Raw genomic sequence first — 25,586 nt, 5'->3', positions numbered from 1 at the left:
GGGGATGCGTTTTAAGCATCCCCTTTTTTTTGTATGTAAGCCCTACTTGGCGTAGTCGTCCTGTTCAAATACGATAAGATTAATTTTGTCATTAATCCCGTTAGCGGCAATAATCTCCAGCTTTTGCTGGCAGTGCTGACAATCTTCCAGCTGTTCTTTATACATGTCTATTACCGTGTCTCTGGCAATAGCATTAATAAAACCGCAACGCGGACAGCGATATTCTAAATAAGCCGGTTTTAGCATTTTCCTTTTGCTCCTATTATGGCGAAACAGCGATTCCGTTAATAACAACATCCGGTTGTTACCCTGTTTCTTGTGTCCCGGGTGTTTAGTGTAACTTAAACACCAATTATCTCAGTCACATGTGAATTCAGGCCTTTATTTTTTTAGCTTATGTCACACGCTACCCAAGTATAGCAGTTATTTGACAAGATAAAGTTTCGAGAGGGGCTTTTACACCACAATGGGGATACTCAGGTCAGTAGGATTTCGATCACAAATGGTCGCAATGTAGTAAGCGATATAAGGCGGTCGGGCCGCCCTAATCGTAAAAAGCTTAGCCGTGCAACCAACACATCTGATACGGGGCTAACTGGATGTCTTCCGCTACTGAATAAGGCTGATGCGTCAGTAAATCGGTAACGGTGAGGCTATCAAACAGCCCGGAAATATCGGTTGATAGTGTCTGCGGCTGCTCGCTAAAGTTGTACAATGCCACTAGCTTTTCGCCGTTGTCGGCCACTCTGCAGTAAACAAAACAATGTTGATTATTGCTTTGCAAAATGTGAGTGCGGGCACGACCAAATACCCCATGCGCCTTGCGCAGCGTGATAAGTTTTCTGAGCCCTGCAAAAATCATTTTCTGAACCTGCCGTTCCAGCGGTTCGGTCTGGCTGACCGGCTCTTCTATCCGATGAATATGTTCTGCCGTAACCGCAATTCGGTTGACCCAGCGGTCATCATGGGCTTTTGCCGGGTTTTCACGGTAACTGTAGTCGTTAAGTAACCCCAGTTCATCACCGGAATAAATCAGCGGGATCCCGCCGATACTCATGATAATGCCATGCACCAGCATAATACGCTTTATGGCAATGTCGATAGCGTCATCATCCTTAGCCTCAAGCGCCCCCTCTAAACCACAAAGCGATGCAAGCGACCCACATACCCGGCAATCACCATTGGATGGGTTTTCTGCAAAGGGGACGCCATTAGCATAGGAACCGTCGAATCGTCCGGTAAAAAACTGATTCAGAAAATAACGATGATCGTAGGGATTGATGCCCAGCTGGTGCGCTACCGCATCATCAAAGGTCCAGCCAATATCATCATGACAGCGCACGTAATTAACCCATGAACAATCCTGAGGAATAGCAAAGCTTTTTTGCATGGAACTGGTTAATAACCGCGTTTTACGAGTCGCCAGACTGTTCCAGATCAGCGCCATCAACAGCGGATTATAGGAAATCTGGCATTCGTCTTTACGAATATATTTGAGTACTTCATCAGGGTGTACAATGGCTTCTGATTTAAATACAACGGCAGGGGCAGTAATTTGCAGACAACAGTTAAATGCCTGAATAAGCTTGTGCGCATTAGGCTGGTTTTCACAGTTGGTGCCCATTTCTTTCCAGATAAAGGCCAGCGCATCAAGCCGTAGAGCGGCGCAACCGATATTGGCCAGAAACAACATTTCTTCTGTAATGGCATTAAATACGGCGGGATTACTGTAATTTAAGTCCCACTGAAAACTGTTAAAGGTGGTCCAGACCCACTTTTGTAAGGTTTCGTTCCAGCTAAAGCTGCCTCGTCGTACCTGAGGAAATATCTCCCGCAGGTTGTGTTCGTACTGGTCGGGAATAGTGCGATCATCAAACAGGTAATAATAGTCCTGAAAGTTACGTTCGCCGGCCAGGGCGGCTTTGGCCCAACGGTGTTCATCTGAAGTATGGTTAAACACAAAATCCAGCACCAGGTTTATGCCAGCGTTACGCAAAGCCTTGGATAATGACTCAAGGTCTTTCATATTACCCAGAACAGGGTTGACCTTGCGATAATCTGACACCGCGTAGCCGCCATCACTGTCGCCTTCCGGTGAGGCATACAGTGGCATTAAATGCAGATAAGTTAACCCCAGCGACTGAAAATAGGGGATTTTCGCTTCCAGATCTTTGAGTGTTGGCCCCATCAAATCGACGTAGCAAGCCATGCCTATTTGGTTTTCCTGCTGGTACCACAGACTGTCATCACTGCTGCGTGCTTTATCCAGGCGTTTTAAGTCAGCCTTACGGTTTTTAAGTCCCATTGCCAGGGATAAAACCAGCTGTGATAAGTGGTAATAACAGTCATACTGATGACCGTAAACATCTACGTAGCGATTGAATAAATCATGAAAATGGGTGTGTAAGCGTTCATTAAACAGCTTGTAATCGCGCTGAGATAAGAACGATAGGTCCAGGCCAGCCAATATTCTGCTGAGACATTGCTCGCTTGACGCCGCGTAATTCATCAAAGATCTCCAACCACTACTCATTTCGCCTGAGTTTTACAAAAGTTTCACAAAAACATTTACAGCAATTATTTGCTTTGCTAGCTTTAATCTTAAACGATTAAGTTAATTTGGCAATAATTTTACAAAGAAATATCCTTGGAGAATGATAGATTGTAACTAACACTATTATTTGTCTGGTGTTTTCTTAAATTATGTAAGTTGTTTAAGTTTTGATTGTTGTTTGTTTTTTGTTAAAAAATAACCAAGTCGCGCGTATTTAATCCCGAGGTAACTGATTATGGCGTTAACCGATTCCTTTTATGCAGTCATAGAGGCTGGTGGTACTAAATTTAATTGCGCTGTCGTTACGCCACAGCGAGAAATCGTCGCCGAAATTCGTATCCCCACCACAACGCCCGCGGATACCCTGGGTAAAACGGTGCATTTTTTTCAGCAACAGCATAAGGCGGGTTTTCATTTTGCGCGACTCGGTATTGCCAGTTTTGGCCCTTTGGATTTGCACCAGGGTTCGCCAACCTATGGTTATATCACCAAAACGCCAAAGCCGGACTGGAGTCATACTAATCTGGCCGGTTTTCTGGCTGAGGCGCTGGACTGCGAAGTGGTTATTGATACCGATGTTAATGGTGCGGCGCTGGGAGAATATCGCTGGGGCGCGGCCCAAAATGCCGACGTAGCGGTGTACGTAACCGTTGGCACGGGTATTGGCGGCGGCGTAGTCATTAATGGCAAGCCTTTACATGGACTGGTACATCCCGAAATTGGCCACATGCTGGTGCAGCCACCGGCGGGTGTGACAGGAGTATGTCCGTTCCATACCAACTGCGTTGAAGGACTTGGCTCGGGTACGGCGTTAGGCAAGATTTGGTCACAACCCTCACATACTTTTGCCGATGACCATCCTGCCTGGGATGGATTAGCAGAAGTGCTGGGCCAGATGTGTCATAACCTGATGGTAACTTTAAGTGCACAAAAAATAATTCTGGGCGGTGGTGTTATGCAAAAAGAAGGATTGGTGGCAAAAGTACTGGCTACCACCAGCGCAACGCTTAATGATTACATTGTGATGCCCGAGGGCACTGGCCTGGACGACATTATTTGTCTGCCAGGCCTGGGTACCCGCTCTGGATTGTTTGGTGCGCTGGCCATGCTTGACCGCTAGCGTTAATCTTCGTAAAGCTCCAACGGCAAGCCATCGGGATCATTAAAAAAGGTAAAACGCCGCTGGGTATAGGGATCGACCCTGACCGGTTCGCAGTCGACGTGGTGGCTGTTCAGATGGGCAATAGCTTGCTCAATATCTGCAACCTTAAACGCCAGATGCCGCAGCCCCTGGGCTTCTGGCCGCGTGGGCCTGGCTGGCGCTCCGGGAAACGAAAAGAGTTCGACTTGCGTACCATCAGGCAGCGCCAGGTCACATTTGTAAGAATCCCGCTCTGCACGGTAATTCTCGGCAATAACCTTTAAACCTAAGACCTGCTGGTAAAACGCTTTTGAAACCGCGTAGTCGTTACAAATGATGGCAACGTGGTGAATAGCTTTAAACATGGTTATGGAACGTCCTGTCCGCGGGCTGACTCAAACAGCTGATACCAGTGTTCGCGTGACAGCGTTACATCTTCAGCTTGCGCACAAGCCGCAATTCGCGCCGGATTAGTTGTACCTATAACGGGTTGAATACGTGCGGGATGACGCATTAGCCAACCCAATACAATGGCTTCTTTACTAACGCCGTATTCGGCCGCTAACTGACGGACCAGTGAGCTGGTGGCACAATTGCTCTCGCCCTTACCTGAGTATTTGCCCTGAGCAAGAGGAGCCCAGGCCTGCAATTGCACTTCATTTTGCTGGCAGTACTCCAGGGTGCCCGGAGTGTAGCCGTTATGGCGGTTATGGTGGCTATTATTACAAATGCCGTCTTCCACCCAGTCCAGATATCCCAGACTCATTTCCAGCTGATTAGCGATAATGTCAAAGGGCAGCAGTTTGCGCAAAGCTTCAATTTGATACCAATGCATATTAGAGACACCAAGATAACGGAACTTACCCTCCTGATGCAGGCGAGTGAGGCAATCGGCCACCTCGGGTAAATCTGCCAGCGGATCCGGGCGATGCAAAAGTAAGACATCCAGCTGCTCAATGTTCAGACGTGACAAAATGCCGTCCAGCGAAGCAGCAATCCACTCAGGCGAAAAGTCGTAGCGTTTAGGCCCTTGATTATCGGCAAAGCGGATACCGCACTTTGACTGAATAATCATTTTTTCGCGCCAGTCAGGGTGTTGGCTGAGTACCTCTGCAAACACTTTCTCGGCATTACCGTGGGTGTAAATATCGGCATGGTCAAACACGGTAATACCGCAGCTTAATGCCTGTTCAACGGCTTTGTTGGCAAGATTCAAATCGGCTTTTGTGTAAGGTTGGTGGTTCCAGTTACCACCGAGGCCCATGCAGCCAAAAATTACTTTAGAAGCGTGAGGAAATTGTGTGGTTAGCATTGTTTATTCGTCGTATTAGCATTTTTGTAACACACTATCTTAAACCTTTAAGTGATACAAATATTGTTATCCCTCGTATTGGCTGAGTTGTCGGTTTTATTTTAAGGAAGGATCATGCGTCGTCTTGCTACATTACTACTGCTGGTGGTGGCTATTGCCGGTTGTACATCAGTGCCTGAGGGGGTCAAGCCGGTGGAGAATTTTGAGGCGGACAGGTATCTGGGAACATGGTACGAAATTGCCCGCTTTGATCACAGTTTTGAGCGGGGGTTATCGAAAATCACGGCAAATTACAGCAAACGTGAAGATGGTGGCATTCGCGTAATCAACCGTGGTTACAATGCAGAAAACGGGGAGTGGAGCGAAGCTGAAGGGAAGGCGTATTTTGTTGAGGATGCGCAAACCGGTCATCTTAAAGTGTCTTTCTTCGGACCATTTTATGCCAGCTATGTGGTTGCCGCGCTCGATAAGGAAAACTACAGCTATTCACTGGTAACCGGGCCGGACAGAACCTATCTGTGGATCCTTTCCCGTACGCCGCAACTGCCTCAGGAAGTGCTCGATAGCCTGGTTAGCAAAGCAGAATCACTGGGATTTGATACCAGTAAACTGATTTGGGTTGATCATAGTTAATTGTAAATTAAATTATTGCCGCTTATAAAAAGTACGGCGTGTGCTATACTCGCCGTTTTTTATCTCCGGGGCACTTATAATGGCAAACGAACAGGCAGTATTTAAGCGTGCAAATGACGCATGTGAATTATGTGGGAACAGTGAAGGCTTAAGCCTGTATATGGTGCCTGAGTCACCTAATGATTCTGACAACTGTGCTATTGCTGTGTGTTCAACCTGTTTGCCGCAGCTTAACGATGCAGACAGCATTGACGTTAATCACTGGCGCTGTCTGAACGACGCTATGTGGTCGCAAGTGCCGGCCGTACAGGTTGTGTCATGGCGGATGCTAAAACAACTGGAAGGTGAAACCTGGGCTCAGGATTTACTAGATATACTCTATCTTGACGAAGATACCCTGGAATGGGCAAAAGCAGGCATTGATGACCGGGAGCCAACGCTGGACAGTAACGGTGACGTACTAAAAGCGGGTGACTCGGTGCACCTGATTAAAGATCTTACCGTAAAAGGCGCAAACTTTACTGCCAAGCGTGGAACACCGGTGCGTAATATTCGGTTAACCAACAACCCGCTGCACATCGAAGGTAAAGTAAACGGCCAAACCATAGTAATCATCGCGGCATATACGAAGAAATAAAAACAGGCATAGCCTGTTTTTACCCCGGAAACGCCAAAGGCGTTATCCGGGGTCTCCCGAAAAGCTTGTCTAACTCAAAAAATCCTTCAGGCGTTATCAGGGTCTCCCGAAAAGCTTGCCTAACTCAAAAAATCCTTAAGGCGTTATCAGGGTCTTCTGAAAAGCTTGTCTAACTCAAAAAATCCTTCAGGCGTTATCCGGGGTCTCCCGAAAAGCTTGTCTAACTCAAAAAATCCTCCAGGCGTTATCAGGGTCTCCCGAAAAGCTTGCCTGACTCAAAACATCCTTCAGGCGTTATCAGGGTCTCCCGAAAAGCTTGTCTAACTCAAAACACCTTTCAGGCGTTATCCGGGGTCTGCTGAATAGCCTTTTTTCACTCAGTGTTTTCTAAAGGCAGTGGTAACTGAGTAACCGCGATATCTTCTTTGTTTACTGCATAACTTACCCAAAGGGCATTGTTCCAGATGTAACTTTTCGGGTAGCTATAGCCAATGCGCTTGTACTTACCTGCATATTTCATCGGGGGCAAGGTGTCTTCTCCGCGCAGAATAAACGCTTTATTAAATACCCGACCATTATTGCTGAGGGATATAATCAGCGGCATACGGGTTTTAGTACCGGTGGGATTGTTAACAATAAAAGCGGAGCCATCAGGTAAATTGCCAGCGCTTTGCTTGGCTCTGGAGTCCGGAATGTCAGAGATATGCGGCGTTGTCCAGGTGTTACCATTATCCGAGCTCAAAGCAGCGAGTATTTTATAGCTGCTACCCTGATCCCGAAAAGTCATGACCAGCTCACCGTTAGGCGTATGGTACCAGGAAGGTTCCAGCTCTCTGCTGATAGGGCCGGTAAAGGGCAGGTTAGTAAATTTGGCCGCTTGCCAGCCTGCAATAGCCAGTGGGTGCTCAGTGAAATAGGGCGTTGCGATTAAACCGGGCTGACGGTGAAAAGCCGTTAAAACTCTGCCGCCTGGCGTGGCCTTAAGGTCTTGTTCGATAATCCCTGAAAGCGGATTGCCCTGATCATCAGTTACCGGCTTAAATTCGGACCAGGAGACGCCATCCTTGCTGAGCGAGTATTGTGTATAACCGGCTTTAGGATTGTTATTTTCGGGCCAGACATTAACAAACGCCACTAATGTCTCGCCATCCGACCACCATCCGCCACTGGTAACAATGGCATTATCCCTTTGGGCTGCCAGCGTTGCTGGAGTTTGCCAGGTTAAACCATTAACACTGCTGCTATAGATAACATGCGTATCCGAACTGTCTTCGTCCTGTCGGGACGTTTGCCACTGACAGTAAAGCTTGCCCTTAAAAGCGAACAAAACTGCGCCATGGTTATATTGCGCCAGGCCTTTTGAAGCGGAAAATACGGTAAAATGCCTGGCACGCTCTGCAGCTGGCAGACCCAAAGTTGCAGGCATCGTCATATCAATGAGTGTTGCTGGCATGGTTACCTTAAATGTCGACTCTTCAGCCGCGAGACAAGGTAGCGTGGCAACCCCCACAAGCGTTAAACGCCATAACATGCGTGTGAACATTTTTGTCATTTTTTCCATGCTTGTCTGCCACCTTACCTGGCTGGCCCACTCAATGATCCTTATGCAGTTTAAAATACGACATGAGTTAAGGCGTTTTACTATTGGTAATTCAGTCTTCCTCACTTGCGGTAAAATAGCAAATCGCTAAAGCTGGCTATGCATAAACCCAAATATCGTACCGAGCATTTGCTTGTGCACCGCCGCTGTGTCTACTCCTTCTTTGTCCTGACATAAACTGCCACATGGGCTGTTACTGGCCTAGGCCTAAACCGATGTGGGCAAAGAAAACCCGATGCAAATGAAATTTAGAAACGCCGAATCGCCGGGCGAGATCGCTAACGGCTAATTTTTCGGTGAGATTAGCCAGTATGAAGCAGTTAATCTCGTCGATAAGCGTTTGATGGTTAGTCGTCATTGCGCAAATTCCGTCCATTGGAATACAGTAAAAAACTATAACAAGGTGTCAGTGCAAGCGCTAAGACTATTGCGCTACAAATTGCCTTACCCAATTGCCAAGGCTTTCTGCTGTAACGGGCTGTGAGAAAAAGTAGCCCTGACCTATGTTGTAACCTTGCTCGATTAACGCCTGTAGCTGAGATTCGTCCTCAATACCTTCTGCAACCACATCTAAATTAAGGGTGCGGCCAATCAGAATAGTTGCCTCGCTTAGGGTTCGGCTGGTTTTGTCCCTGGAAATTTCGGTAACAAAACTGCGGTCGAGTTTAAGCTCCTTAATGGGGATCCGCTGTAAGTAACTGAGGCTGGAATAGCCGGTGCCAAAATCGTCAATCGACAGCCCAATTCCGGCGTTGTAAATATCCTCCAGTTGCTGCACAACCCCCGCAGTTGCGTCGAGTAAGACGCCTTCAGTAAGCTCCAGGGTGATATCGCCAGGTGTCAGTTGGTTTTTGTTCAGTATGTCAATAATCAGGTTTTTTAACTGCGCGTCATGAAAATTCATGGCCGACAGGTTAATTGAGATAGCCGGAATTGGGAGTCCCTGCCGGCGCCAGTGGGCTAATTGCTCGCAAGCTTCTTTGAGTACCCACTGACTTAAGTCGTGGATAAGGCCGGTTTCCTCTGCCAGCGGAATAAATTTGGCCGGTGATATACTGCCGTGTTTGGGATGAGTCCATCGGCACAAGGCTTCAACGCCGTACAGGGTGTTAGTAGTCAGATTAACCTGAGGCTGATAAGACAAGGTTAATTCATGGTTTTCTATAGCCTCGCGCAGGGCGTTTTCTAACGCTTGTTTTTCCTGTGCGAGCTGGTTAATTTCGTGGCTGTAAAAGGCAAAATGCCCCTTACCGTCCAGTTTTGCCTGATACATTGCCATATCGGCCCGATGCAACAAGGTTTCGACATCATGGCCATCGCCGGGATACAAACTAATACCAATACTGGTTTTAATCACCAACTGAGCATTGGCGGCCTCTATAGGTGCACTTATGTGGCTTTTGAGTTCTTCAACAAAATGATTCAGTTCATCAAAATTGAGTCCCACCACAATGGCGACAAACTCGTCGCCGGATAATCTGCCGCAAACGTGTTGGTTACCGCAGGCCTTTTTAAGCCGCGCGGCAACGTTAACCAACACGCTGTCTCCAGCGGGATGGCCAAAGGAATCGTTAATCTGTTTAAAATTATCCACATCAAAAAACAACACGGCAAGTTGCTGGTTCTGGCTGACAGCGGTATTTAGCGCCTGATCCGCGTTTGCCAGTAACAGGTTACGATTGGGCAGGCCGGTGAGGCTATCATAATAAGCCAGCCGGCGAATATTCTGCTTCTGATCTTCCCGTTCCATCGCCAGCAGACACAGCGGGCAGAGAATATCGACAATAATATTGAGCAAATTGATATCTGGCTTTGCTGTTTCACTGGCAATGGTCAGTACGCCATACACTTTGCCCTGACTGCTTTTAATGGGGTAAGCGCTACACCGCTGTAATTTGTAGGGAGCGACTTGCTGATTGATAAATTGCCAGATTTCAGGTTCGTTTTGGGCTGATACGGTAACCTGTTCTGCTCTGAATGCGGCAGTTGCGGTGCACCCGTTTCCTTCGGCTACTTCGACTTCCTGAAACACAGTGATAAGTTCAGCCGGTACATCAGGAGCCGCCAGTAATTGCAGCGTATTTTGGGCGGAGATATTGAATATGGCGGGATAGAGCTCCCCGGAAATTGTTCTTATCTCCCGGCATACGCTGTCCATGACGACTTCCAGCGCCTCTTCGCGGGCTATTTTTTCTAACAGTTTGGTGTGAATAACTTCGTGCAGTTTGGTTTGCGTAATTTCGGACATCACGACAACCAGGTTCTGAAATTTCTGGTTATCGTCAAACACCGGATTAGCCGTGATTGAAAACCACAGTTGCTGATTAGTGCGGGTGTGAAGAATTTCATCAAAGCTAATCGCGTTGCCCGCTCTTATGCTTTCTTCCCGGGCCTGAATCACCCCCGGATCTTTATGCACCAGTAGCAGTGATGACGCTTGCAGACCTAATACCTGCTCGGCGGGATAGCCGAGTTTTCTTTCGAAACCATTGTTTACATATACAATGTTTTCGTTTTCATCGGTGATAAAAATGGCTTCGTCGGTTTTATCGGTTACCATCGACAAGAGTTCGAGGCGTTTACGCTGCTTCACCAGATCAGTGATATCTTTAATGATAGCGGTGTAAAACTGGTTATTATCCAGTTCGAACATCGATATCGACATGGTACCCCAGCAGGTAGAGCCATCTTTGCGGGGAAACTGAATGTCCCGATTAGCCCCGACAATCTTATCAATCCCTGTAGTACGGTTAGCATTGATGTATTCATCATGGTGGGGCTTCAGATCATCAGGGACTAAAATTTTGACGTTCTGCCCGATGACTTCGTCACGGGAATAACCCCATAACAGCTCTGCCGCACGGTTAAACAGGATAATGTCATTGCTGGCGTTAATCACAACCACTGCATCAATGGCCTGTTCGAGGGTTTGAACAAACACTTTGGATAGCGAGTCTTTTTGTGGCATTCGGTAAGACCTTCAGAAAAATCCCGATGAACAAACTATTGAATAATTTATTCTTTTAAGGGCTATACTTTTTCATTGTGCACAATTTTTAGCTGAAAGCCATGATAAAAGTAAGGTTTTTGGTCATGGGTCAATAAAGTCGGTTTATCGCGTGGAAAGGCCTTTATTCACATGCGCTGGAAAGATTCGGAAGAGGGCTGAGGTTAGTATCCGTTGCCAGGGAGGCGATATAAATAAGACATAAATAAATTATGCCGCTATAAGTGGTAATAATGCCCTGTAAACAACAACAGCGAACAAGCACTTGTTCTATAAAGTTGCTATAATGCCCGACTGATCTTAACCAACCATGTGTTCAGCATTCGGGGCTTTTTATGCAGTCAATTACCATTCGCCAGCCAGATGACTGGCATCTTCATTTTCGCGACAACGAAATGTTAGCCGAAACAGTGCCGGCTACCGCCCGTTGTTTCGCCCGAGCGATTGTTATGCCAAATCTGGTACCGCCAGTAACCAATGCCTCGTTAGCAATGGCTTACAAAGAACGCATTCTGGCGGCGCGCCCTGCTGGCAGTCAGTTTGAACCACTGATGACATTGTACCTGACCAACGAGACCACTCCGGCAGATATTACCGCAGCCAAAGCGGCAGGTGTTACCGCTTGTAAATTGTATCCGGCGGGGGCTACAACCAATTCCGACGCGGCGGTAAAAGGTATCAGTGCGCTTTACCCTGTTTTCGAACAAATGCAGAAAGATGGCATGTTGTTACTGGTGCATGGTGAAGTTACTGAATCTCATGTGGATATCTTTGACCGCGAAAAAGTCTTTATTGACCAATACATGGTTAAAATTGTGCAGGACTTCCCGGCACTTAAAGTGGTTTTCGAACACATTACTACCGGTGATGCGGCAGACTTTGTGCTGGCACACGGAGCGAATGTTGGCGCAACGATTACCCCACAGCATTTACTGCTTAACCGCAATGACTTGCTGGTAGGTGGTGTTCGCCCACATAACTACTGCTTACCAGTGCTGAAGCGCAATACACATCAGGCACGGTTACGGGAGGTGGTGGCCGAAGGATCTAAAAAGTTCTTTTTAGGCACAGACTCTGCGCCTCATGCCAAACATCGCAAAGAAAATGCCTGTGGTTGCGCCGGTTGCTACAGTGCCTGGAGCGCCATTGAGCTTTACGCCGAAGTGTTTGAACAACTCAATGCAATGGATAAATTTGAAGATTTTGCCAGCAACAACGGCCCGGATTTTTACGGCTTACCCCGCAATGAGGGCACGATTACGCTGGTTAAAGAAAGCTGGCAGGTACCAGAACTGGTTACCCTGGCAGATGGTACTGAAATGGTGCCGTTCTTTGCTGGTCAAACCCTTAACTGGAAGCTGGCGTAACCCCTTATGACCCAAAGTTTTAGTGAGTTTGGTTTACGCCCGGAGCTGTTATCGGCCATTGATAAAGCCGGATTCAGTGCGCCGCGCCCCGTACAGGCAGCAACCCTGCCAGCCGTGTTAGCTGGCAAAGATGTGCTTGGGCAAGCGCAAACCGGTTCTGGCAAAACCCTGGCCTTTGCTGCGGGCTGCTTGCAGGCTCTGGATGTTTCGCTTAATGCTGTGCAGGCAATGATCCTGTGTCCTACCCGGGAATTGGCTGAACAGGTAGCGGAACAATGTCGGTTGCTGGCCCGAGATATGTCGAATGTGAAGGTGCTGACCCTATGTGGTGGTCAGCCTATGGGGCCGCAAATCAGCTCACTAAAACATGGTTGCCATATTATTGTGGGTACGCCTGGCAGGGTGATGGACCATGTTCAGCATCGCCGCATCGATCTTCGTGAACTCACCGTTCGCGTGTTTGATGAAGCCGACAGAATGCTGGACATGGGCTTTGCTGATGATTTGGCCATAATCTTTGGTGGTCTTCAGCGGCCGGTACAAAGCTTGTTTTTCTCTGCCACCTTTACGCCTGCTACCACTGAGCTGGCCCAGGATTTTCTGCATGAGCCGGAAACCATCGAGGTAGACTCAGCTCAACGCGCTAACGTTAGCGAACTGGTTTATACCATTGACGACGACCAACGATTTAACGCCTTAAAAGCGTTGTTAACCACCGAGCAGCCCGAGAGCGCCATGGTATTTTGCCGCACTAAACGAACGACTCAGGATGTGGCCGACATGCTGGCCGCCGAGGGTTTTGTAGTGGCGGCTATTCAGGGGGACATGGAACAGGCTGATCGCAACCGGGTACTTATGCGGTTTGCCAGCGATTGTTTAAATGTGCTGGTGGCTACCGATGTTGCTGCCCGCGGGCTGGATATTGCTGGCGTTGACTGCGTAATTAACTACGAGGTTAGCGAAAACCCCGATGCCCATATTCACCGTATAGGGCGTGCGGGAAGGGCACAAAAGCCAGGCGTTGCTTACACCTTAATGAGTGAGCGGGAGAGTGCGTTACTCGCTGCAATAGAGATCCACACTAAACAGGATTTCAAAAAGAAAGGGGCGCAAAGCTTACGTTTTCACGCTAACCGTATTGTCGAACCCGATTATGTGTGTTTAAGTTTAAATGCGGGGAAAAAGAGTAAGTTACGTCCCGGCGATATCCTTGGTGCGTTAACCAAGGATGCCGATGTACCTGGTGAGGACATCGAAAAAATCAAAGTGCAGGCCAATGAAAGTTTTGTGGCAGTAAAACTGCGCAGTGTAAAACGAGCATTAAAGCTGTTTCGTGAAGGGAAAATTAAAGGTAAGCGAGTAAGAGCGTTTAAATTATAAGGAGCATCTATGGCGGGTGAAACAGATTTGGCAACACTTTTACACGGCCTTAATCCGGTATTACAACCGGAATCCTGGGTATTTGTCAGCGTATTAGTGCTGGACCCGGAGGTCTTTACTCGTCTTGAACCCAAAGTCACCTTTCGGGAAAAAGAAGGCGTTACCCTGGTGCTGTTAAAATCGGTTGCAGATGCCGAAGGCTTTGCTTACGAAACGGTGTTTAACTGCATTACCTGCGAAATTCACTCGAGCCTGGAGGCCGTGGGATTAACCGCTGCCATGTCTCAGGCGTTAACCAAAGAAGGTATCAGCGCCAACGTTATTGCGGCTTTTTACCATGACCATATCTTTGTCCCCCAGGCTGATGCAAAGCGAGCGATCGACGCGCTTAAATCTCTGACTTCAGTGTAAGTCGAATCCTGGCCACGCCTGCCGGGCCGTTGTCAATTTCCCTGTTTTTCCCGTTCAGGTGCCATATTTACTGGCATGGCAGCCGTATGCTTTTTCGCCCCCATCGCTTCGGTCGTTGCCTTTTTGTACAAAGAACTTATTCGTTGATGTTCCGTTAAAGTGCAATCTGTTGCATCTTAATGGTACATCCCCTTACTTTTTTTGCGTGAATATGGCGTTATTGGTCAGCAATTCGTCAGCGCTCAGCTACTATTAGTATTTAATCGTATATTTTATAAGTTTAACCCTGTCTCAGAACAAGCTGGCACTGGCGGTGCATTATTTGCGCATCCAACAGTTTATTTTCAACACAAGGGGTTTTTCGTTGAACAATCATACTATGAGCCGGCGGGCGTTATTAGGCTGGATAGGCAAGACCGCAGGGGCCAGCGCAATGTACCAAGCCATGACATCGCTGGGCTTTGCTGCGGAGTCGTCGCAACCAGGTGTGTTGAAGTTAGACGGGGTTAAAAAAGGCGCAACTGTACTGGTTCTTGGTGCCGGCCTGGCTGGTATGACATCGGCTTACGAGCTAAGAAAAGCCGGTTATAAGGTTAAAATTCTCGAATTCAATGGCAAAGCGGGTGGCCGTTGCTGGACCTTAAGAGGCGGTGACAGCTACACCGAACTTGGCGGTGCAACGCAACAATGCAAGTTCGCCGACGGCAATTACATTAATCCCGGCCCATGGCGGGTGCCTTATCATCACCATCATGTGATGTCTTATATTAATGAGTTTAACATTGCCATTGAGCCGTTTATCCAGGTTAATTACAACGCTCTGGTTCACAATACCAAGGCATTTAATGGCAAACCTCAGCGTTATCGCGAAGTGCAGGCCGATTATCAGGGGTATACCGCCGAACTGTTGGGCAAGGTGCTTAATCAGCATGGCCTGGATGAAACACTGACCCATGAAGACAGAGAAAAGCTGTTTGAATCACTGCGGCACTGGGGCGCCTTAACCGATAAGGCTGATTATAAAAAATCCTATGAAGTGAGCTTACGCCGTGGTTTTGCCATTCCTCCTGGCGGTGGCTTGTCACCCAAACCAGAGCCCAGTGAATTACTGGATCGCAGTGCATTGCTGCAATCCGAGTTATGGAAATACATCGTCAATGGTCAGGATATTGAGTTTCAAAGCAGTATCTTTCAGCCCGTAGGCGGCATGGACAATATCGCTAAGGCCTTTGAAAAGCGCGTGGGTGATCTCATCGAATACCATGCCAAAGTCACTCAAATTAATCAGAGCGACAAAGGCGTAACCGTTAATTATGAACAACAGGGCGTGGCCAAAACCGCGCAGGCTGACTGGTGTGTGTGCACCATTCCGTTGTCTATTCTTAGTCAGATCCCGGTTCAGGCAAGCAGTGGTATGCAGGCGGCTATCCGGTCGTTGCCATATGCGGCTTCGGTAAAAGTGGGCCTGGAGTTCAAACGCCGGTTCTGGGAGCAGGATGAAGCGATTTACGGCGGCGTCAGTTATACCAATTTGCCTATAACCAATATCAGTTATCCGAGTACTAAGTTTTGCGATAAGGGCAAAGGGGTGTTGTTAGGGGCTTATGTGTGGGGTGCTAATGCTTTTGAGTTTACCTCACTGGCACCAGAAGAAAGGGTGAAGAAAGCGGTGGAATACGGTAAGCAAATCCACCCTCAATACGCCGAAGAGTTTGATAATGGTATCGCCGTAGGCTGGCACCGGGTTCCCTGGACTCAGGGCTGTTATGGCCTGTGGACCGAAGAAAAACGCGCCGAACACTACGAAAATCTGTGTCAGGTGGATGGCAGACTGGTTCTGGCCGGAGAGCACGCTTCCAATTTGCCGGCCTGGCAAGAGGGAGCTATTTCATCGGCCCATGATGCCATTAAGCGGTTGCATCACAAAGCCGTCAGTACCGCAGCATAATCGAGAGGATAACCATGAAAATAGCAATTAAATCTTTACTGGCAGCATCTTTGGTGATGGTAAGTACTAGCTTATTGGCGACCGACGATGCGGGTTTTTCGCTGGGGAATAACTTTGAGGAAGTCACCGGGGAAGCGCTTTATCATGCCATTTGTCAGGGCTGTCATATGCCCAACGCCCAGGGCGCAAAAGGGGCTGGTATGTATCCGGCGCTGGCGGGTAATCCTAAGCTGGGCGCCGCGCCCTATGTGATTTTTATGGTTAGTAATGGCATGGGCGGCATGCCAGCGCTAAAACAATATTTGTCCGACGAACAAATCGCCGAAGTGGTGAATTACACCCGTAGCCATTTTGGCAATCACTTTACTGATGTTGTCAACGCTGATGATGTCAAAACTATTGCTCAACGTTAAATACAGGAACACATAATGAAAAAACTATTAATTGCGCCTTTATTGCTAGGTACTGTTTTTGCCACCACCGGCTGTAATGATGCCGAAGCCACAGCACCGGCTAAAGAAACTGTGATTCGGCATGGTCTCATTGGTTCTGATTTTCCAATTTTGCGTGCCTCAGAAGTGCCAGCCTCAAGTACTATCGTTTTTTTAAGTGGTTCTGTGCCCGGGGTCAGTAATCCGGATGCCCCTAAAGGCAGCATGGAAGCCTACGGCGATACCGAAACACAAACTGTGAGCGTGCTTAACCGCATCGACGAGAACCTGAAAAGCCTGGGACTGACCATGGGCGATGTGATGAAAATGCAGGTGTTTCTGGTGGGGGATCCCGCAATGGAAGGAAAGATGGATTTTGCTGGCTTTATGCGCGGCTACAAGCAGTTTTTTGGTACAGAAGAACAGCCTAATCTGCCTTCACGTTCTGCTTTTCAGGTAGCCGGGTTAGCTAACCCTAACTATCTGGTGGAAATTGAAGTCACTGCGGTACGTCCTGAGTAAGTGTTGATTGACTAACCTGGCTTCACTACAGGCCAGGTTAACAACAATATATGGGCGGTATTCAGGCTCCAGTGGCAGATAACCGCCCAGATAAGTCGGCCAGACTGACTGTAAACCCAGCCATAAAGTAATCCTGCCAGCGACGCCAGTACCATGTACCAGATTCCACCGGCAAAATGCGCCAGGCCAAACAGTGCGCTGGCGGCAATTAAGCCGCCCCCACCCCCAATTTTTAGCTGTAACCAGCCCTGAATTGCACCGCGGAAAAGCAGTTCTTCGGTAAAGCAGGTATTAAGCAGATTCGAAACAACTATGATCAGTAGTAACCAGGTAAACTGAGGTTGCCAGGCCAGCAGATTGAGTTGCGCAGCGATTGTGAGAATAAGGCTAACACCGGCAGTCGCTATCAGGATGAGCCACCAGGCCGGAATCTTTAGTGCTGGCCTGAACGGCGCTGTACGTTGCCAGATTGGCAACCACTGCATTAGCGCCCATGCGATCAGTATTTTGTCGGTATTGAGGAAAATACTACTTGCCAGACTATTAGCTTTTACCGGTTGGTGATCGGTAAGTTGTAGCCCATGATACCCGGGCAAAGAATGGGTAAGGAGTCCCACCATCAGTAACAGCCATCCTGCCCACAAGGCGCTTTGCTGCCATTGCCGGGTTGGCGCATGTTCACGCAGGGTGTAAGTAATACCAATGTAAACCCATGCCTGAACGACAAATACCAGGCTGGCTACAAAATACAGCGACAGCAGAACCGCCAGCATCGGAACCATATAACGGACAAACAGGTTAACAGACGCAGCGCTTAGTAAAACCAACAGAGAATACAGCAGCGCCGCGAGGGCGTTGATTGGCAGCAGTTCCATAGCCAGGCAAAATTAGGGTTCAGCGGGATTTCAGCTCAAGATATCACAGGCTTTATAATGAAAATACATGCTAATAACTCCCTTAACCTTCACGTGTTGTTATAGTGGTGATGAATTAACCACCATGTTCCAGGGAGAAAGTGATGACAATTGATTATTCTTCAGTATCTACATGCGAATACGCCGATGCTTTACCACGTGAGCAGTTTATGGATTACGCTATCCATTCCTTATGGCAGCCGGTGCCGAAAATATCCGGGCCAGCCTTTACCGTGAAGTGTCAGCCGGGTGATCACCTTATGCTGCACGCGGCCATATACCGCGCTAACCCGGGTGACGTTATTGTGGTGGAGGCTGATGATCAGTTTGCTGTTTCTGGCGGTAATGTATGTGCTATTGCCCAGCGTCGGGGTGTCGCAGGCTTTGTTGTTGATGGGGTTATACGCGATCTGGCCGAAGTCCGTGAGATGGGCTTTCCGGTGTTTGCCCGCGGTGTTATTCCAAAACCCGGTGCTAAAAAATGCGTCGATCCGTTAAATCAGCCGGTTAACTGTGGTGGTGTGACGGTATACCCCGGTGATATCATTGTCGCCGACGAAGAAGGTATTGCCGTAATACCACAAGCTACCGCTGCCGAAGCCTTTGAAATTGCTAAAAAACGTGCCGACAAAGACAGCAGTATGACCCTTGATGAGTGGCAAGCCAATCACCACAATAATGTTGAAGCGATCCTCACAAAGCTGGGGTTTAGCGACACGTAAATTAAGCAAAAGGCCTGATGTTTTCTTTTTTTGAGCGATTAACCAACCCATTTCCAACCGAACCTCCAATGCAGCCACCGAAAGGATTGGTGGCCTTTTGCAAGCATTACACACAGGGAATGTGGGCTGTTTTACTGACCGTATCAGTGTTGAGTGCCATAGTGGCCATGCTCGAAGTAACCTTATTTGGTTTTATGGGCAAGCTGGTGGACTGGTTTGCCGAAAAGGACCGCGCTACTTTCGTTGAGCAGGAAAGTGCTACGCTGATTATGATGGGATTAGTGGTGGTAGTGCTAATCCCCGGTTTCATCCTGCTGCGGTCATTGTTCTCCCGCCAGTCTTTACTGGGGAATTACCCCATGCGCATTCGCTGGCAGGCACATCGTTATCTTTTGGGGCAAAGCCTGACGTTTTTCCATAACGAGTTTGCCGGACGGGTTGCGACCAAAGTAATGCAAACCGCTTTATCGGTCCGCGAAACCGTGATGAAACTGCTCGATTTAATGGTTTATATCGGCGTTTATTTTATATCAATGGTGGTGCTGATCTTTACGGCTGACTGGCGCCTGGCTTTGCCGCTGATAGTCTGGCTGACTGTATACATCTGTATTCTGCGTGTGCTGGTCCCCAAACTTAAGGAAGTTTCACAGCATCAGGCCGATGCGCGCTCTATGATGACCGGTCGTATCGTCGACAGCTACACCAATATTTCCACGGTTAAACTGTTCTCCCATAGCCAGCGCGAAGCAAACTACGCGAGGGAAAGCATGGATAAATTTTTGCACACCGTTTATCCGCAAATGCGCCTGGTTACCATTCTGGAATTTTGCGTAGAGCTAAGCAACGCCATTCTTATTTTTAGCGTGGGCGCTTTATCGATTTACCTTTGGTTACAACAAATTGTGACACCGGGTGAGATAGCCCTGGCGGTGAGTTTATGCCTGCGATTAAACGGAATGTCTCACTGGGTAATGTGGGAAGTGGCTTCGTTGTTTGAAAACCTCGGTACTGTGCAGGACGGCATTAATACACTGGCACAGCCTGTTGCGGTTAAAAATATCGATAAAGCCCCAGCGTTAACTGTTAACGGCGGACAGATCGAATTTAAAAATATGAGTTTTAGCTACCCTGGCGCCAATAATCAGCCGGTGCCGGTGTTTGAGAACCTTGAGCTGCATATAAAACCGGGAGAAAAGGTCGGCTTAGTGGGGCGTTCCGGTGCCGGTAAGTCAACTTTGGTTAATTTGTTACTGCGTTTTTACGATACAACCAGCGGTAAGATTTTGATAGACGGACAGGATATCAGTGAGGTTGATCAGGAATCGCTACGAGCGCAGATTAGTATGGTGACTCAGGATACATCGCTAATGCATCGTTCTGTACGAGATAATATTATTTATGGCCGCAACGATGCCGACGACGCAGCAATGATTAAAGCGGCAGAGCAAGCGGAAGCCTTTGATTTTATCCAACAGTTGTCTGACAAAAATGGCCGCACCGGCTTCGATGCTCAGGTGGGGGAGAGAGGCGTAAAACTCTCTGGTGGCCAGCGTCAGCGAATTGCGATTGCGCGCGTACTGCTTAAAGATGCGCCTGTGTTGATTCTTGACGAAGCAACCTCTGCTTTGGACTCTGAAGTAGAAGCTGCTATTCAGGAGTGTCTGAATAAAGTAATGGAAAACAAAACGGTACTGGCCATTGCCCACCGCTTATCTACTATCGCTCAGATGGACCGATTATTGGTACTGGATAATGGCAAAATTGTGGAGCAGGGCACCCATCAGGAGTTACTCGATAAAGGCGGCATCTACGCCAAACTCTGGGCTCATCAAACGGGAGGTTTCCTGGGTCTCGAATGAGACCCAGGAAACCTCCCGTCCCGGAATCGACGTAGTCGTCCCGGAAAGTGCGCAGCACTTATCCGGGATCTCCTAAACAGGCTATCTAACCCGAAACTACCTTTTCGCAAAGTTCGATCAAACCCTACGCTGTCATGCAAGGAGATCCCCGATATTTGCTGCGCAAATTCGGGGATAACGAATAGGGATAAATGGAGTTGACGGTATCGATATTTATCCAGTCGTCCCGGAATGCGCGCAGCGCATATCCGGGACCTCCTGAAAAGGCTGGTTAATCGAAAACTACCTTTTCGCAAAGTTCGATCAAACCCTACGCTGTCATGCAAGGAGATCCCCGATATTTGCTGCGCAAATTCGGGGATGACGAATAGGGATAAATGGAGTTGAAGGTATCGATATTTATCCAGCCGTCCCGGAATGCGCGAAGCGCATATCCGGGATATCCTAAACAGGTTGTTTTACCCAAAATAACCTTTCCGCAAAAAGTTAATTAAACTCTACGATATCACGCTAGGAGATCCCCGATATTTGCTGCGCAAATACGGGGATGACAAGTAGGGATAAACGAAGTTGAAGGTATCGATATTTATCCAGCCGTCCCGGAATGCGCGCAGCGCATATCCGGGATCTCCTGAAAAGGCTGTTTAATCGAAAACTACCTTTTCGCAAAGGTCGATTAAACCCTACGATGTCATGCAAGGAGATCCCCGCTAAAAGCATGCGGGGATGACGGATGTTTTGAAATGCGGGGCGATGGATGTTTTGAAATGCGGGGCGATGGATGTTTTGAAATGCGGGGCGACGGTTGTTTTGAAATGTGGGGCGACGGTTGTTTTGAAATTCGGGGATGACGACTTGGATATTTTAAATCCAACGTTGTGGTTGTCTCCCTAACAATAAACCTCTTGTATCTCATACCCTGTTGAGTATAATACGCGTCCCTCCCTTGCGAAGCCGCACTTTTTCTCTAAAAGACGACATAACTTCACAAGGCGAGTGTAAGTAAAATTGGCCTTAGGGCTGAGGTAGTTTCTTCGAAAAGAAGAATTTAGGGGTGTAGTTCGAATTGGTAGAACAGCGGTCTCCAAAACCGATGGTTGGGGGTTCGAGTCCCTCCACCCCTGCCAAATTTAAAAGTTGAAATGTGCGGGATGGATTGATTCCAAAAGTGCAGTCGGAGAGCAAGTCGGTGGAGGGTGAGAACCGCCATCGGGGTTTGACAAATCGTCGGGAACGATTTGTACCGCTCTTGCGCCGCTTGCGGTCAGATACAGGACGTATCTGAGGAAATCCCTCCACCCCTGCCAAATTTAGTATGACCGCGCGCTTTCTTAAGCGAATGGTTTAAATATGCCGTATTGCTAGGGTCTTGTAATGAGCGAAAAAACGGAAAATCCATCAAATTCAATGGACTTACTCAAGTGGCTGGTTGTGTTTGCCTTATTGGCTGGCGTAATCACTGCTAATTATGTGTATGGTGAGTTATCAGTGCTTTATCGTGCTATTGGCGCAGTGGCTGGCGTTGCTATCGCTGGTTTTATCGCTACTACCACGGTGAAAGGTGATGCATTCCTGACATTTGCTAAAGATTCCCGTATGGAAGTTCGCAAAGTGGTATGGCCATCGCGTCAGGAGCTCAACCAAACAACCCTTATCGTACTGGCTGCTACCGTTATTGCGGCGCTTCTGCTATGGGGACTGGACGGTATTTTAGTTTGGGTTGTTGGATTAATTACGGGTATAGGAGCGTAAGGCATGACTGAAGAGAACAAACCAAAAAAACGTTGGTATGTCGTACAGGCTTATTCTCAGTATGAGTCTCGCGTAAAGAAAACGCTGCTTGAATACATCAAAATGCACGAGATGGAAGACTATTTCGGTCAGGTTCTTGTTCCTACTGAAGAAGTGGTAGAGATGCGTGCAGGTCAGAAACGTAAGTCTGAGCGTAAATTTTACCCTGGCTACGTGCTGGTAGAAATGGAAATGAACGAAGACTCATGGCACTTAGTAAAAAGCGTGCCGCGGGTTCTGGGCTTTATCGGCGGTACTTCTGATCGCCCAATGCCTATTTCACAGCGTGAAGCCGACGCGATTCTTAACCGACTGGAAGAGTCAGTTGACAAGCCAAGACCAAAAACACTGTTCGAGCCAGGCGAAGTTGTTCGCGTTATCGACGGCCCGTTTGCAGACTTCAACGGTGTGGTAGAAGAAGTAGACTACGAGAAAAGCCGCGTAAAAGTATCGGTACTTATCTTCGGTCGCTCTACGCCGGTCGAGCTGGAATTCGGCCAGGTCGAAAAAGGCTAACAGCCAACCCTTTAAATCGGAAAACCTTATCCACGGTAATGTGGCTGAGGCTTTTTTGTTTAAGAAAATGATCAAACAATTTTGTAATAGTGGTTGCATCAGGCTATTTGTTAGCCTATAATTCGCGCCCCTTTTATTGGAACCGGGAAGCCGATTGAGCAGATAATCTCGATATCTGCGAGGCGTTAGACCCATAACGAGAGCATTTAAAATGGCTAAAAAAGTAACAGGCTTAATTAAGCTTCAGGTTGCAGCTGGTGCTGCTAACCCATCTCCACCAGTTGGTCCTGCACTGGGTCAGCATGGTGTGAACATCATGGAATTCTGTAAGGCTTTCAACGCTAAAACCGAAAGTCTGGAAAAAGGCGCTCCAGTACCAGTAGAAATTACTGTATACGAAGATCGTTCTTTCACATTCGTTACCAAGACTCCTCCTGCTTCTTACCTGCTGAAAAAAGCGGCCGGTATCAAGAGTGGTTCTGGCCGTCCAAACACTGAAAAAGTGGGTACTGTGACTGTTGCTCAATTGGAAGAAATCGCCAAGGTAAAAGAGCCGGATCTGACTGCAGCTTCTTTAGAAGCGGCTGTTCGTACTATCGCGGGTTCTGCTCGCGCCATGGGTCTGAAGGTAGAGGGTTAATCGAATGGCTAAATTAACTAAACGCGCACGTTTAATCCGTGAAAAAATCGACGCTTCTAAAGAGTACGATTTCTCAGAAGCTGTTGCACTGTTAAAAGAACTGGCAACTGCAAACTTCCCTGAAAGCGTAGATGTAGCGGTAAACCTGGGTATCGACGCTAAGAAATCTGACCAAAACGTACGTGGTGCAACTGTACTGCCTAACGGTACTGGTAAAGATGTTCGCGTTGCCGTATTCACTCAGGGTGCAAACGCTGAAGCCGCTAAAGCAGCTGGTGCAGACATCGTTGGTATGGATGACCTGGCTGAGCTGGTTAAGAAAGGCGAAATGAACTTTGACGTAGTAGTTGCCAGCCCGGACGCAATGCGTGTTGTTGGTCAGTTAGGTCAAATCTTAGGTCCACGTGGCCTGATGCCTAACCCTAAAACTGGTACTGTAACGCCAGACGTTGCTACTGCAGTTAAAAATGCTAAAGCTGGTCAGGTTCGCTACCGTAACGATAAGAACGGTATCATCCACGCTAGCATTGGTAAGATCGCTTTCGAAGCGGATCAAATCAAAGAAAACTTAGAAGCATTACTGGAAGCACTGAAGAAAGCCAAGCCTTCTTCTGCCAAAGGTACTTACATCAAGAAAGTAAGCCTGAGCACCACTATGGGCGCCGGCGTTTCTGTTGATAAGGCGACCGTAGGTCAGTAATGCCCCTTGCCGGTTGATTCAATCGGCATTCTCTTCGGTTTTGGGTTGGAGCCATTATTTCGCAGTAGCGATTTCTGGCTCCCGTCCTAGACCGCAGGCGTAACGCAGTAAAAGAGGTAAGAGAACTTTTACATTCAATGCGTTACTTAATCGACCAGCCTGCGCAGACGGTGGTTTGAACTCAGACTCTCTGGGGTAAAAAACACCGTAGAGCGGTGCCTTCATAACGTTGGCATCAATCTGTGAACCCTGATGACGTTACATTGGTAACAACATCAGATTTTAAGAAGGTGAACTCAGTGGCACTAGGCTTAGCAGCTAAAAAAGAGATCGTAGCAGAAGTATCTGATGTTGCGTCTCGCGCTCTATCCGTTGCCGTTGCTGAATACCGTGGAATGGAAGTAGCAGAGCTGACTGCCCTGCGCGTTAAAGCCCGTGAGCAAGGCGTATACCTGAAGGTTGTACGTAACACTCTGGCTAAACGTGCATTAGCAGACAGCAAATTTGCAGACTTAGACAGCGCCTTAACCGGCCCACTGATCTATGGTTTTTCTTTAGAAGCTCCGGGCGGCGCAGCGCGTCTGTTCAAAGACTTCATTAAAGAAAACAAGAAACTGCAAGTAACTGCACTTTCAATTGGTAGTGGTCTGCTTGGTCCAGAAAAACTGGATGCAGTTGCAGCTCTGCCTACCCGCGACGAAGCGCTTGCGAAATTACTTGCAACCTTCAAAGCACCAGTTGGCAAGTTCGTTCAAACAATCAACGAAGTTCCTGCCAAATTTGTGCGTGTATTGGCGGCGGTCAAAGACACCAAGTAATTGGCGTTTTTGGCATATTGATTTTTTTAACATTTTAATCCCAGGAGTTTAGAGAAAATGGCTCTAACTAAAGAAGATATCTTAAACGCGATCGCTGAAATGCCAGTAATGGAACTGGTTGAACTGATCGAAGCAGCTGAAGAAAAATTCAACGTATCTGCTGCTGCTGTTGCAGTTGCTGGTCCTGCTGTAGCTGGTGAAGCTGCTGCTGTTGAAGAAAAAACTGAATTTGACGTTGTAATGACTTCATTCGGTGGCAACAAGGTTGCAGTAATCAAAGCAGTTCGCGGCGCGACTGGCTTAGGTCTGAAAGAAGCTAAAGAAGTAGTTGAATCTGCTCCTAAAGCTATCAAAGAAGGCGTAAGCAAAGAAGAAGCTGAAGCACTGAAGAAAGAGCTTGAAGAAGCTGGTGCAGAAGTTGAAATCAAGTAATTTGCGCTAGCAGATTGCTTGCCAGAAATGGCACAGGCTGGTGGTTTTTTAGACCACCAGCCTTTTTGCGCTGTAGGGTGTACGGTTTATTACCCTTGTCTGTACACATCATGCGCCACCACCGAGAATAATTTATTTAGCAACAAACCAACAAGTTAACTAAAAATTGGTTAATTTTTGGTGTATGCTATCTGATTGTTCCCTGTGAAAGGGTACTGGAAGTTTGTTGTCGACGTGTATTACGGCAACAG

At 47.8% G+C, this 25,586-nt stretch carries 26 protein-coding genes and 1 tRNA gene; 19 read left to right on the top strand and 8 right to left on the bottom strand.

Going from position 1 to position 25,586, the window contains the following annotated elements:
- Positions 1–42 precede the first annotated feature (42 nt).
- Both BFC17_RS20950 and BFC17_RS20945 read right to left on the bottom strand, forming a co-directional pair.
- The gene (locus tag BFC17_RS20950) at positions 43–246 is read right to left on the bottom strand and encodes a hypothetical protein (RefSeq protein ID WP_070178480.1); all 204 of its coding nucleotides are present in this window, start codon (positions 244–246) and stop codon (positions 43–45) included.
- Between the two features lie 313 nt (positions 247–559).
- Positions 560–2,509, bottom strand: coding sequence for an amylosucrase (locus BFC17_RS20945; RefSeq protein WP_070178479.1), 1,950 nt, complete (start codon positions 2,507–2,509; stop codon positions 560–562).
- A gap of 280 nt (positions 2,510–2,789) precedes the next feature.
- On the opposite strand from BFC17_RS20945, the gene BFC17_RS20940 reads away from it, so the two are divergent.
- On the top strand, positions 2,790–3,674 hold the full coding sequence (locus BFC17_RS20940; RefSeq protein ID WP_070178478.1) for an ROK family protein: 885 nt from the start codon (positions 2,790–2,792) through the stop codon (positions 3,672–3,674).
- Positions 3,675–3,676: 2 nt separating this feature from the next.
- On the opposite strand, the gene gloA2 is transcribed toward BFC17_RS20940, so the two are convergent.
- Positions 3,677–4,060 (bottom strand): SMU1112c/YaeR family gloxylase I-like metalloprotein, encoded by a 384-nt coding sequence (gene gloA2 / locus BFC17_RS20935; RefSeq protein ID WP_070178477.1) that lies wholly within the window; start codon positions 4,058–4,060, stop codon positions 3,677–3,679.
- A gap of 2 nt (positions 4,061–4,062) precedes the next feature.
- Complete coding sequence (locus BFC17_RS20930; RefSeq protein WP_070178476.1) at positions 4,063–5,007, bottom strand: aldo/keto reductase; 945 nt, start codon at positions 5,005–5,007, stop codon at positions 4,063–4,065.
- Positions 5,008–5,121: 114 nt separating this feature from the next.
- On the opposite strand from BFC17_RS20930, the gene BFC17_RS20925 reads away from it, so the two are divergent.
- Together BFC17_RS20925 and BFC17_RS20920 are read left to right on the top strand one after the other, a co-directional pair.
- On the top strand, positions 5,122–5,640 hold the full coding sequence (locus BFC17_RS20925) for a lipocalin family protein (RefSeq protein WP_070178475.1): 519 nt from the start codon (positions 5,122–5,124) through the stop codon (positions 5,638–5,640).
- Between the two features lie 79 nt (positions 5,641–5,719).
- Positions 5,720–6,277: a PhnA domain-containing protein gene (locus tag BFC17_RS20920; protein ID WP_070178474.1), complete on the top strand. Its 558-nt coding sequence runs from the start codon at positions 5,720–5,722 to the stop codon at positions 6,275–6,277.
- Between the two features lie 373 nt (positions 6,278–6,650).
- Here BFC17_RS20920 and BFC17_RS20915 read toward each other — a convergent pair whose 3' ends face one another.
- From BFC17_RS20915 to BFC17_RS20910, 3 genes are all read right to left on the bottom strand, one after another.
- Positions 6,651–7,838 carry an exo-alpha-sialidase gene (locus BFC17_RS20915; RefSeq protein ID WP_217494047.1) on the bottom strand — a complete coding sequence of 396 codons (1,188 nt, stop codon included), beginning with the start codon at positions 7,836–7,838 and terminating at the stop codon, positions 6,651–6,653.
- A 232-nt stretch (positions 7,839–8,070) separates the two neighbouring features.
- A complete protein-coding gene (locus BFC17_RS22475; protein WP_139142161.1) occupies positions 8,071–8,235 on the bottom strand; it encodes a helix-turn-helix transcriptional regulator in 165 nt (54 codons plus the stop codon).
- 66 nt (positions 8,236–8,301) lie between these two features.
- Positions 8,302–10,845 (bottom strand): EAL domain-containing protein, encoded by a 2,544-nt coding sequence (locus tag BFC17_RS20910; RefSeq protein ID WP_070178473.1) that lies wholly within the window; start codon positions 10,843–10,845, stop codon positions 8,302–8,304.
- A gap of 374 nt (positions 10,846–11,219) precedes the next feature.
- On the opposite strand from BFC17_RS20910, the gene pyrC reads away from it, so the two are divergent.
- From pyrC to BFC17_RS20880, 6 genes are all read left to right on the top strand, one after another.
- A complete protein-coding gene (gene pyrC, locus BFC17_RS20905) occupies positions 11,220–12,251 on the top strand; it encodes a dihydroorotase (RefSeq protein WP_070178472.1) in 1,032 nt (343 codons plus the stop codon).
- A gap of 6 nt (positions 12,252–12,257) precedes the next feature.
- Positions 12,258–13,631: an ATP-dependent RNA helicase DbpA gene (gene dbpA / locus BFC17_RS20900; RefSeq protein ID WP_070178471.1), complete on the top strand. Its 1,374-nt coding sequence runs from the start codon at positions 12,258–12,260 to the stop codon at positions 13,629–13,631.
- A gap of 9 nt (positions 13,632–13,640) precedes the next feature.
- On the top strand, positions 13,641–14,042 hold the full coding sequence (locus tag BFC17_RS20895; protein WP_070178470.1) for an ACT domain-containing protein: 402 nt from the start codon (positions 13,641–13,643) through the stop codon (positions 14,040–14,042).
- A 364-nt stretch (positions 14,043–14,406) separates the two neighbouring features.
- The gene (locus BFC17_RS20890; protein ID WP_217494046.1) at positions 14,407–15,990 is read left to right on the top strand and encodes a flavin monoamine oxidase family protein; all 1,584 of its coding nucleotides are present in this window, start codon (positions 14,407–14,409) and stop codon (positions 15,988–15,990) included.
- 14 nt (positions 15,991–16,004) lie between these two features.
- Positions 16,005–16,403 (top strand): c-type cytochrome, encoded by a 399-nt coding sequence (locus BFC17_RS20885; protein ID WP_070178468.1) that lies wholly within the window; start codon positions 16,005–16,007, stop codon positions 16,401–16,403.
- Positions 16,404–16,418: 15 nt separating this feature from the next.
- Entirely contained in the window at positions 16,419–16,943 is a 525-nt protein-coding gene (locus tag BFC17_RS20880; protein WP_083271883.1) for a RidA family protein, read from the top strand.
- Positions 16,944–16,954: 11 nt separating this feature from the next.
- On the opposite strand, the gene BFC17_RS20875 is transcribed toward BFC17_RS20880, so the two are convergent.
- A complete protein-coding gene (locus tag BFC17_RS20875) occupies positions 16,955–17,818 on the bottom strand; it encodes a CPBP family intramembrane glutamic endopeptidase (RefSeq protein WP_070178467.1) in 864 nt (287 codons plus the stop codon).
- A 143-nt stretch (positions 17,819–17,961) separates the two neighbouring features.
- On the opposite strand from BFC17_RS20875, the gene BFC17_RS20870 reads away from it, so the two are divergent.
- From BFC17_RS20870 to rplL, 10 genes are all read left to right on the top strand, one after another.
- Positions 17,962–18,579 carry an RraA family protein gene (locus BFC17_RS20870; protein ID WP_175439610.1) on the top strand — a complete coding sequence of 206 codons (618 nt, stop codon included), beginning with the start codon at positions 17,962–17,964 and terminating at the stop codon, positions 18,577–18,579.
- Positions 18,580–18,596: 17 nt separating this feature from the next.
- Positions 18,597–20,438: an ABC transporter ATP-binding protein gene (locus BFC17_RS20865; protein ID WP_070178465.1), complete on the top strand. Its 1,842-nt coding sequence runs from the start codon at positions 18,597–18,599 to the stop codon at positions 20,436–20,438.
- 726 nt (positions 20,439–21,164) lie between these two features.
- Positions 21,165–21,332: a hypothetical protein gene (locus tag BFC17_RS22675; RefSeq protein WP_175439609.1), complete on the top strand. Its 168-nt coding sequence runs from the start codon at positions 21,165–21,167 to the stop codon at positions 21,330–21,332.
- A gap of 156 nt (positions 21,333–21,488) precedes the next feature.
- Positions 21,489–21,565: transfer RNA gene (locus tag BFC17_RS20860), tRNA-Trp, on the top strand.
- 247 nt (positions 21,566–21,812) lie between these two features.
- Positions 21,813–22,190 carry a preprotein translocase subunit SecE gene (gene secE, locus BFC17_RS20855; RefSeq protein WP_070178464.1) on the top strand — a complete coding sequence of 126 codons (378 nt, stop codon included), beginning with the start codon at positions 21,813–21,815 and terminating at the stop codon, positions 22,188–22,190.
- A gap of 3 nt (positions 22,191–22,193) precedes the next feature.
- Positions 22,194–22,745, top strand: a complete 552-nt coding sequence (gene nusG / locus BFC17_RS20850; RefSeq protein WP_070178463.1) for a transcription termination/antitermination protein NusG — start codon at positions 22,194–22,196, stop codon at positions 22,743–22,745.
- A 211-nt stretch (positions 22,746–22,956) separates the two neighbouring features.
- The gene (gene rplK, locus BFC17_RS20845) at positions 22,957–23,385 is read left to right on the top strand and encodes a 50S ribosomal protein L11 (RefSeq protein ID WP_070178462.1); all 429 of its coding nucleotides are present in this window, start codon (positions 22,957–22,959) and stop codon (positions 23,383–23,385) included.
- A 4-nt stretch (positions 23,386–23,389) separates the two neighbouring features.
- Positions 23,390–24,085 (top strand): 50S ribosomal protein L1, encoded by a 696-nt coding sequence (gene rplA / locus BFC17_RS20840; RefSeq protein WP_070178461.1) that lies wholly within the window; start codon positions 23,390–23,392, stop codon positions 24,083–24,085.
- A 299-nt stretch (positions 24,086–24,384) separates the two neighbouring features.
- The gene (gene rplJ, locus BFC17_RS20835; protein WP_070178460.1) at positions 24,385–24,903 is read left to right on the top strand and encodes a 50S ribosomal protein L10; all 519 of its coding nucleotides are present in this window, start codon (positions 24,385–24,387) and stop codon (positions 24,901–24,903) included.
- A gap of 57 nt (positions 24,904–24,960) precedes the next feature.
- A complete protein-coding gene (gene rplL, locus BFC17_RS20830) occupies positions 24,961–25,335 on the top strand; it encodes a 50S ribosomal protein L7/L12 (protein ID WP_070178459.1) in 375 nt (124 codons plus the stop codon).
- Positions 25,336–25,586: the final 251 nt, after the last annotated feature.

It is taken from the genome of Marisediminitalea lipolytica (assembly GCF_001758465.1).
In the GTDB taxonomy this organism is placed as follows: domain Bacteria; phylum Pseudomonadota; class Gammaproteobacteria; order Enterobacterales; family Alteromonadaceae; genus Alteromonas; species Alteromonas lipolytica.
This window is presented reverse-complemented; position numbering and strand designations above follow the sequence as displayed.

Excerpts from the sequence above, each read along its gene's own strand:
- BFC17_RS20950 (WP_070178480.1), bottom strand. The coding sequence starts at position 246 with ATGCTAAAACCGGCTTATTTAGAATATCGCTGTCCGCGTTGCGGTTTT.
- BFC17_RS20945 (WP_070178479.1), bottom strand. The coding sequence starts at position 2,509 with ATGAATTACGCGGCGTCAAGCGAGCAATGTCTCAGCAGAATATTGGCT.
- BFC17_RS20940 (WP_070178478.1), top strand. The coding sequence starts at position 2,790 with ATGGCGTTAACCGATTCCTTTTATGCAGTCATAGAGGCTGGTGGTACT.
- gloA2 (WP_070178477.1), bottom strand. The coding sequence starts at position 4,060 with ATGTTTAAAGCTATTCACCACGTTGCCATCATTTGTAACGACTACGCG.
- BFC17_RS20930 (WP_070178476.1), bottom strand. The coding sequence starts at position 5,007 with ATGCTAACCACACAATTTCCTCACGCTTCTAAAGTAATTTTTGGCTGC.
- BFC17_RS20925 (WP_070178475.1), top strand. The coding sequence starts at position 5,122 with ATGCGTCGTCTTGCTACATTACTACTGCTGGTGGTGGCTATTGCCGGT.
- BFC17_RS20920 (WP_070178474.1), top strand. The coding sequence starts at position 5,720 with ATGGCAAACGAACAGGCAGTATTTAAGCGTGCAAATGACGCATGTGAA.
- BFC17_RS20915 (WP_217494047.1), bottom strand. The coding sequence starts at position 7,838 with ATGGAAAAAATGACAAAAATGTTCACACGCATGTTATGGCGTTTAACG.
- BFC17_RS22475 (WP_139142161.1), bottom strand. The coding sequence starts at position 8,235 with ATGACGACTAACCATCAAACGCTTATCGACGAGATTAACTGCTTCATA.
- BFC17_RS20910 (WP_070178473.1), bottom strand. The coding sequence starts at position 10,845 with ATGCCACAAAAAGACTCGCTATCCAAAGTGTTTGTTCAAACCCTCGAA.
- pyrC (WP_070178472.1), top strand. The coding sequence starts at position 11,220 with ATGCAGTCAATTACCATTCGCCAGCCAGATGACTGGCATCTTCATTTT.
- dbpA (WP_070178471.1), top strand. The coding sequence starts at position 12,258 with ATGACCCAAAGTTTTAGTGAGTTTGGTTTACGCCCGGAGCTGTTATCG.
- BFC17_RS20895 (WP_070178470.1), top strand. The coding sequence starts at position 13,641 with ATGGCGGGTGAAACAGATTTGGCAACACTTTTACACGGCCTTAATCCG.
- BFC17_RS20885 (WP_070178468.1), top strand. The coding sequence starts at position 16,005 with ATGAAAATAGCAATTAAATCTTTACTGGCAGCATCTTTGGTGATGGTA.
- BFC17_RS20880 (WP_083271883.1), top strand. The coding sequence starts at position 16,419 with ATGAAAAAACTATTAATTGCGCCTTTATTGCTAGGTACTGTTTTTGCC.
- BFC17_RS20875 (WP_070178467.1), bottom strand. The coding sequence starts at position 17,818 with ATGGAACTGCTGCCAATCAACGCCCTCGCGGCGCTGCTGTATTCTCTG.
- BFC17_RS20870 (WP_175439610.1), top strand. The coding sequence starts at position 17,962 with ATGACAATTGATTATTCTTCAGTATCTACATGCGAATACGCCGATGCT.
- BFC17_RS20865 (WP_070178465.1), top strand. The coding sequence starts at position 18,597 with ATGTTTTCTTTTTTTGAGCGATTAACCAACCCATTTCCAACCGAACCT.
- BFC17_RS22675 (WP_175439609.1), top strand. The coding sequence starts at position 21,165 with ATGACGGATGTTTTGAAATGCGGGGCGATGGATGTTTTGAAATGCGGG.
- secE (WP_070178464.1), top strand. The coding sequence starts at position 21,813 with ATGAGCGAAAAAACGGAAAATCCATCAAATTCAATGGACTTACTCAAG.
- nusG (WP_070178463.1), top strand. The coding sequence starts at position 22,194 with ATGACTGAAGAGAACAAACCAAAAAAACGTTGGTATGTCGTACAGGCT.
- rplK (WP_070178462.1), top strand. The coding sequence starts at position 22,957 with ATGGCTAAAAAAGTAACAGGCTTAATTAAGCTTCAGGTTGCAGCTGGT.
- rplA (WP_070178461.1), top strand. The coding sequence starts at position 23,390 with ATGGCTAAATTAACTAAACGCGCACGTTTAATCCGTGAAAAAATCGAC.
- rplL (WP_070178459.1), top strand. The coding sequence starts at position 24,961 with ATGGCTCTAACTAAAGAAGATATCTTAAACGCGATCGCTGAAATGCCA.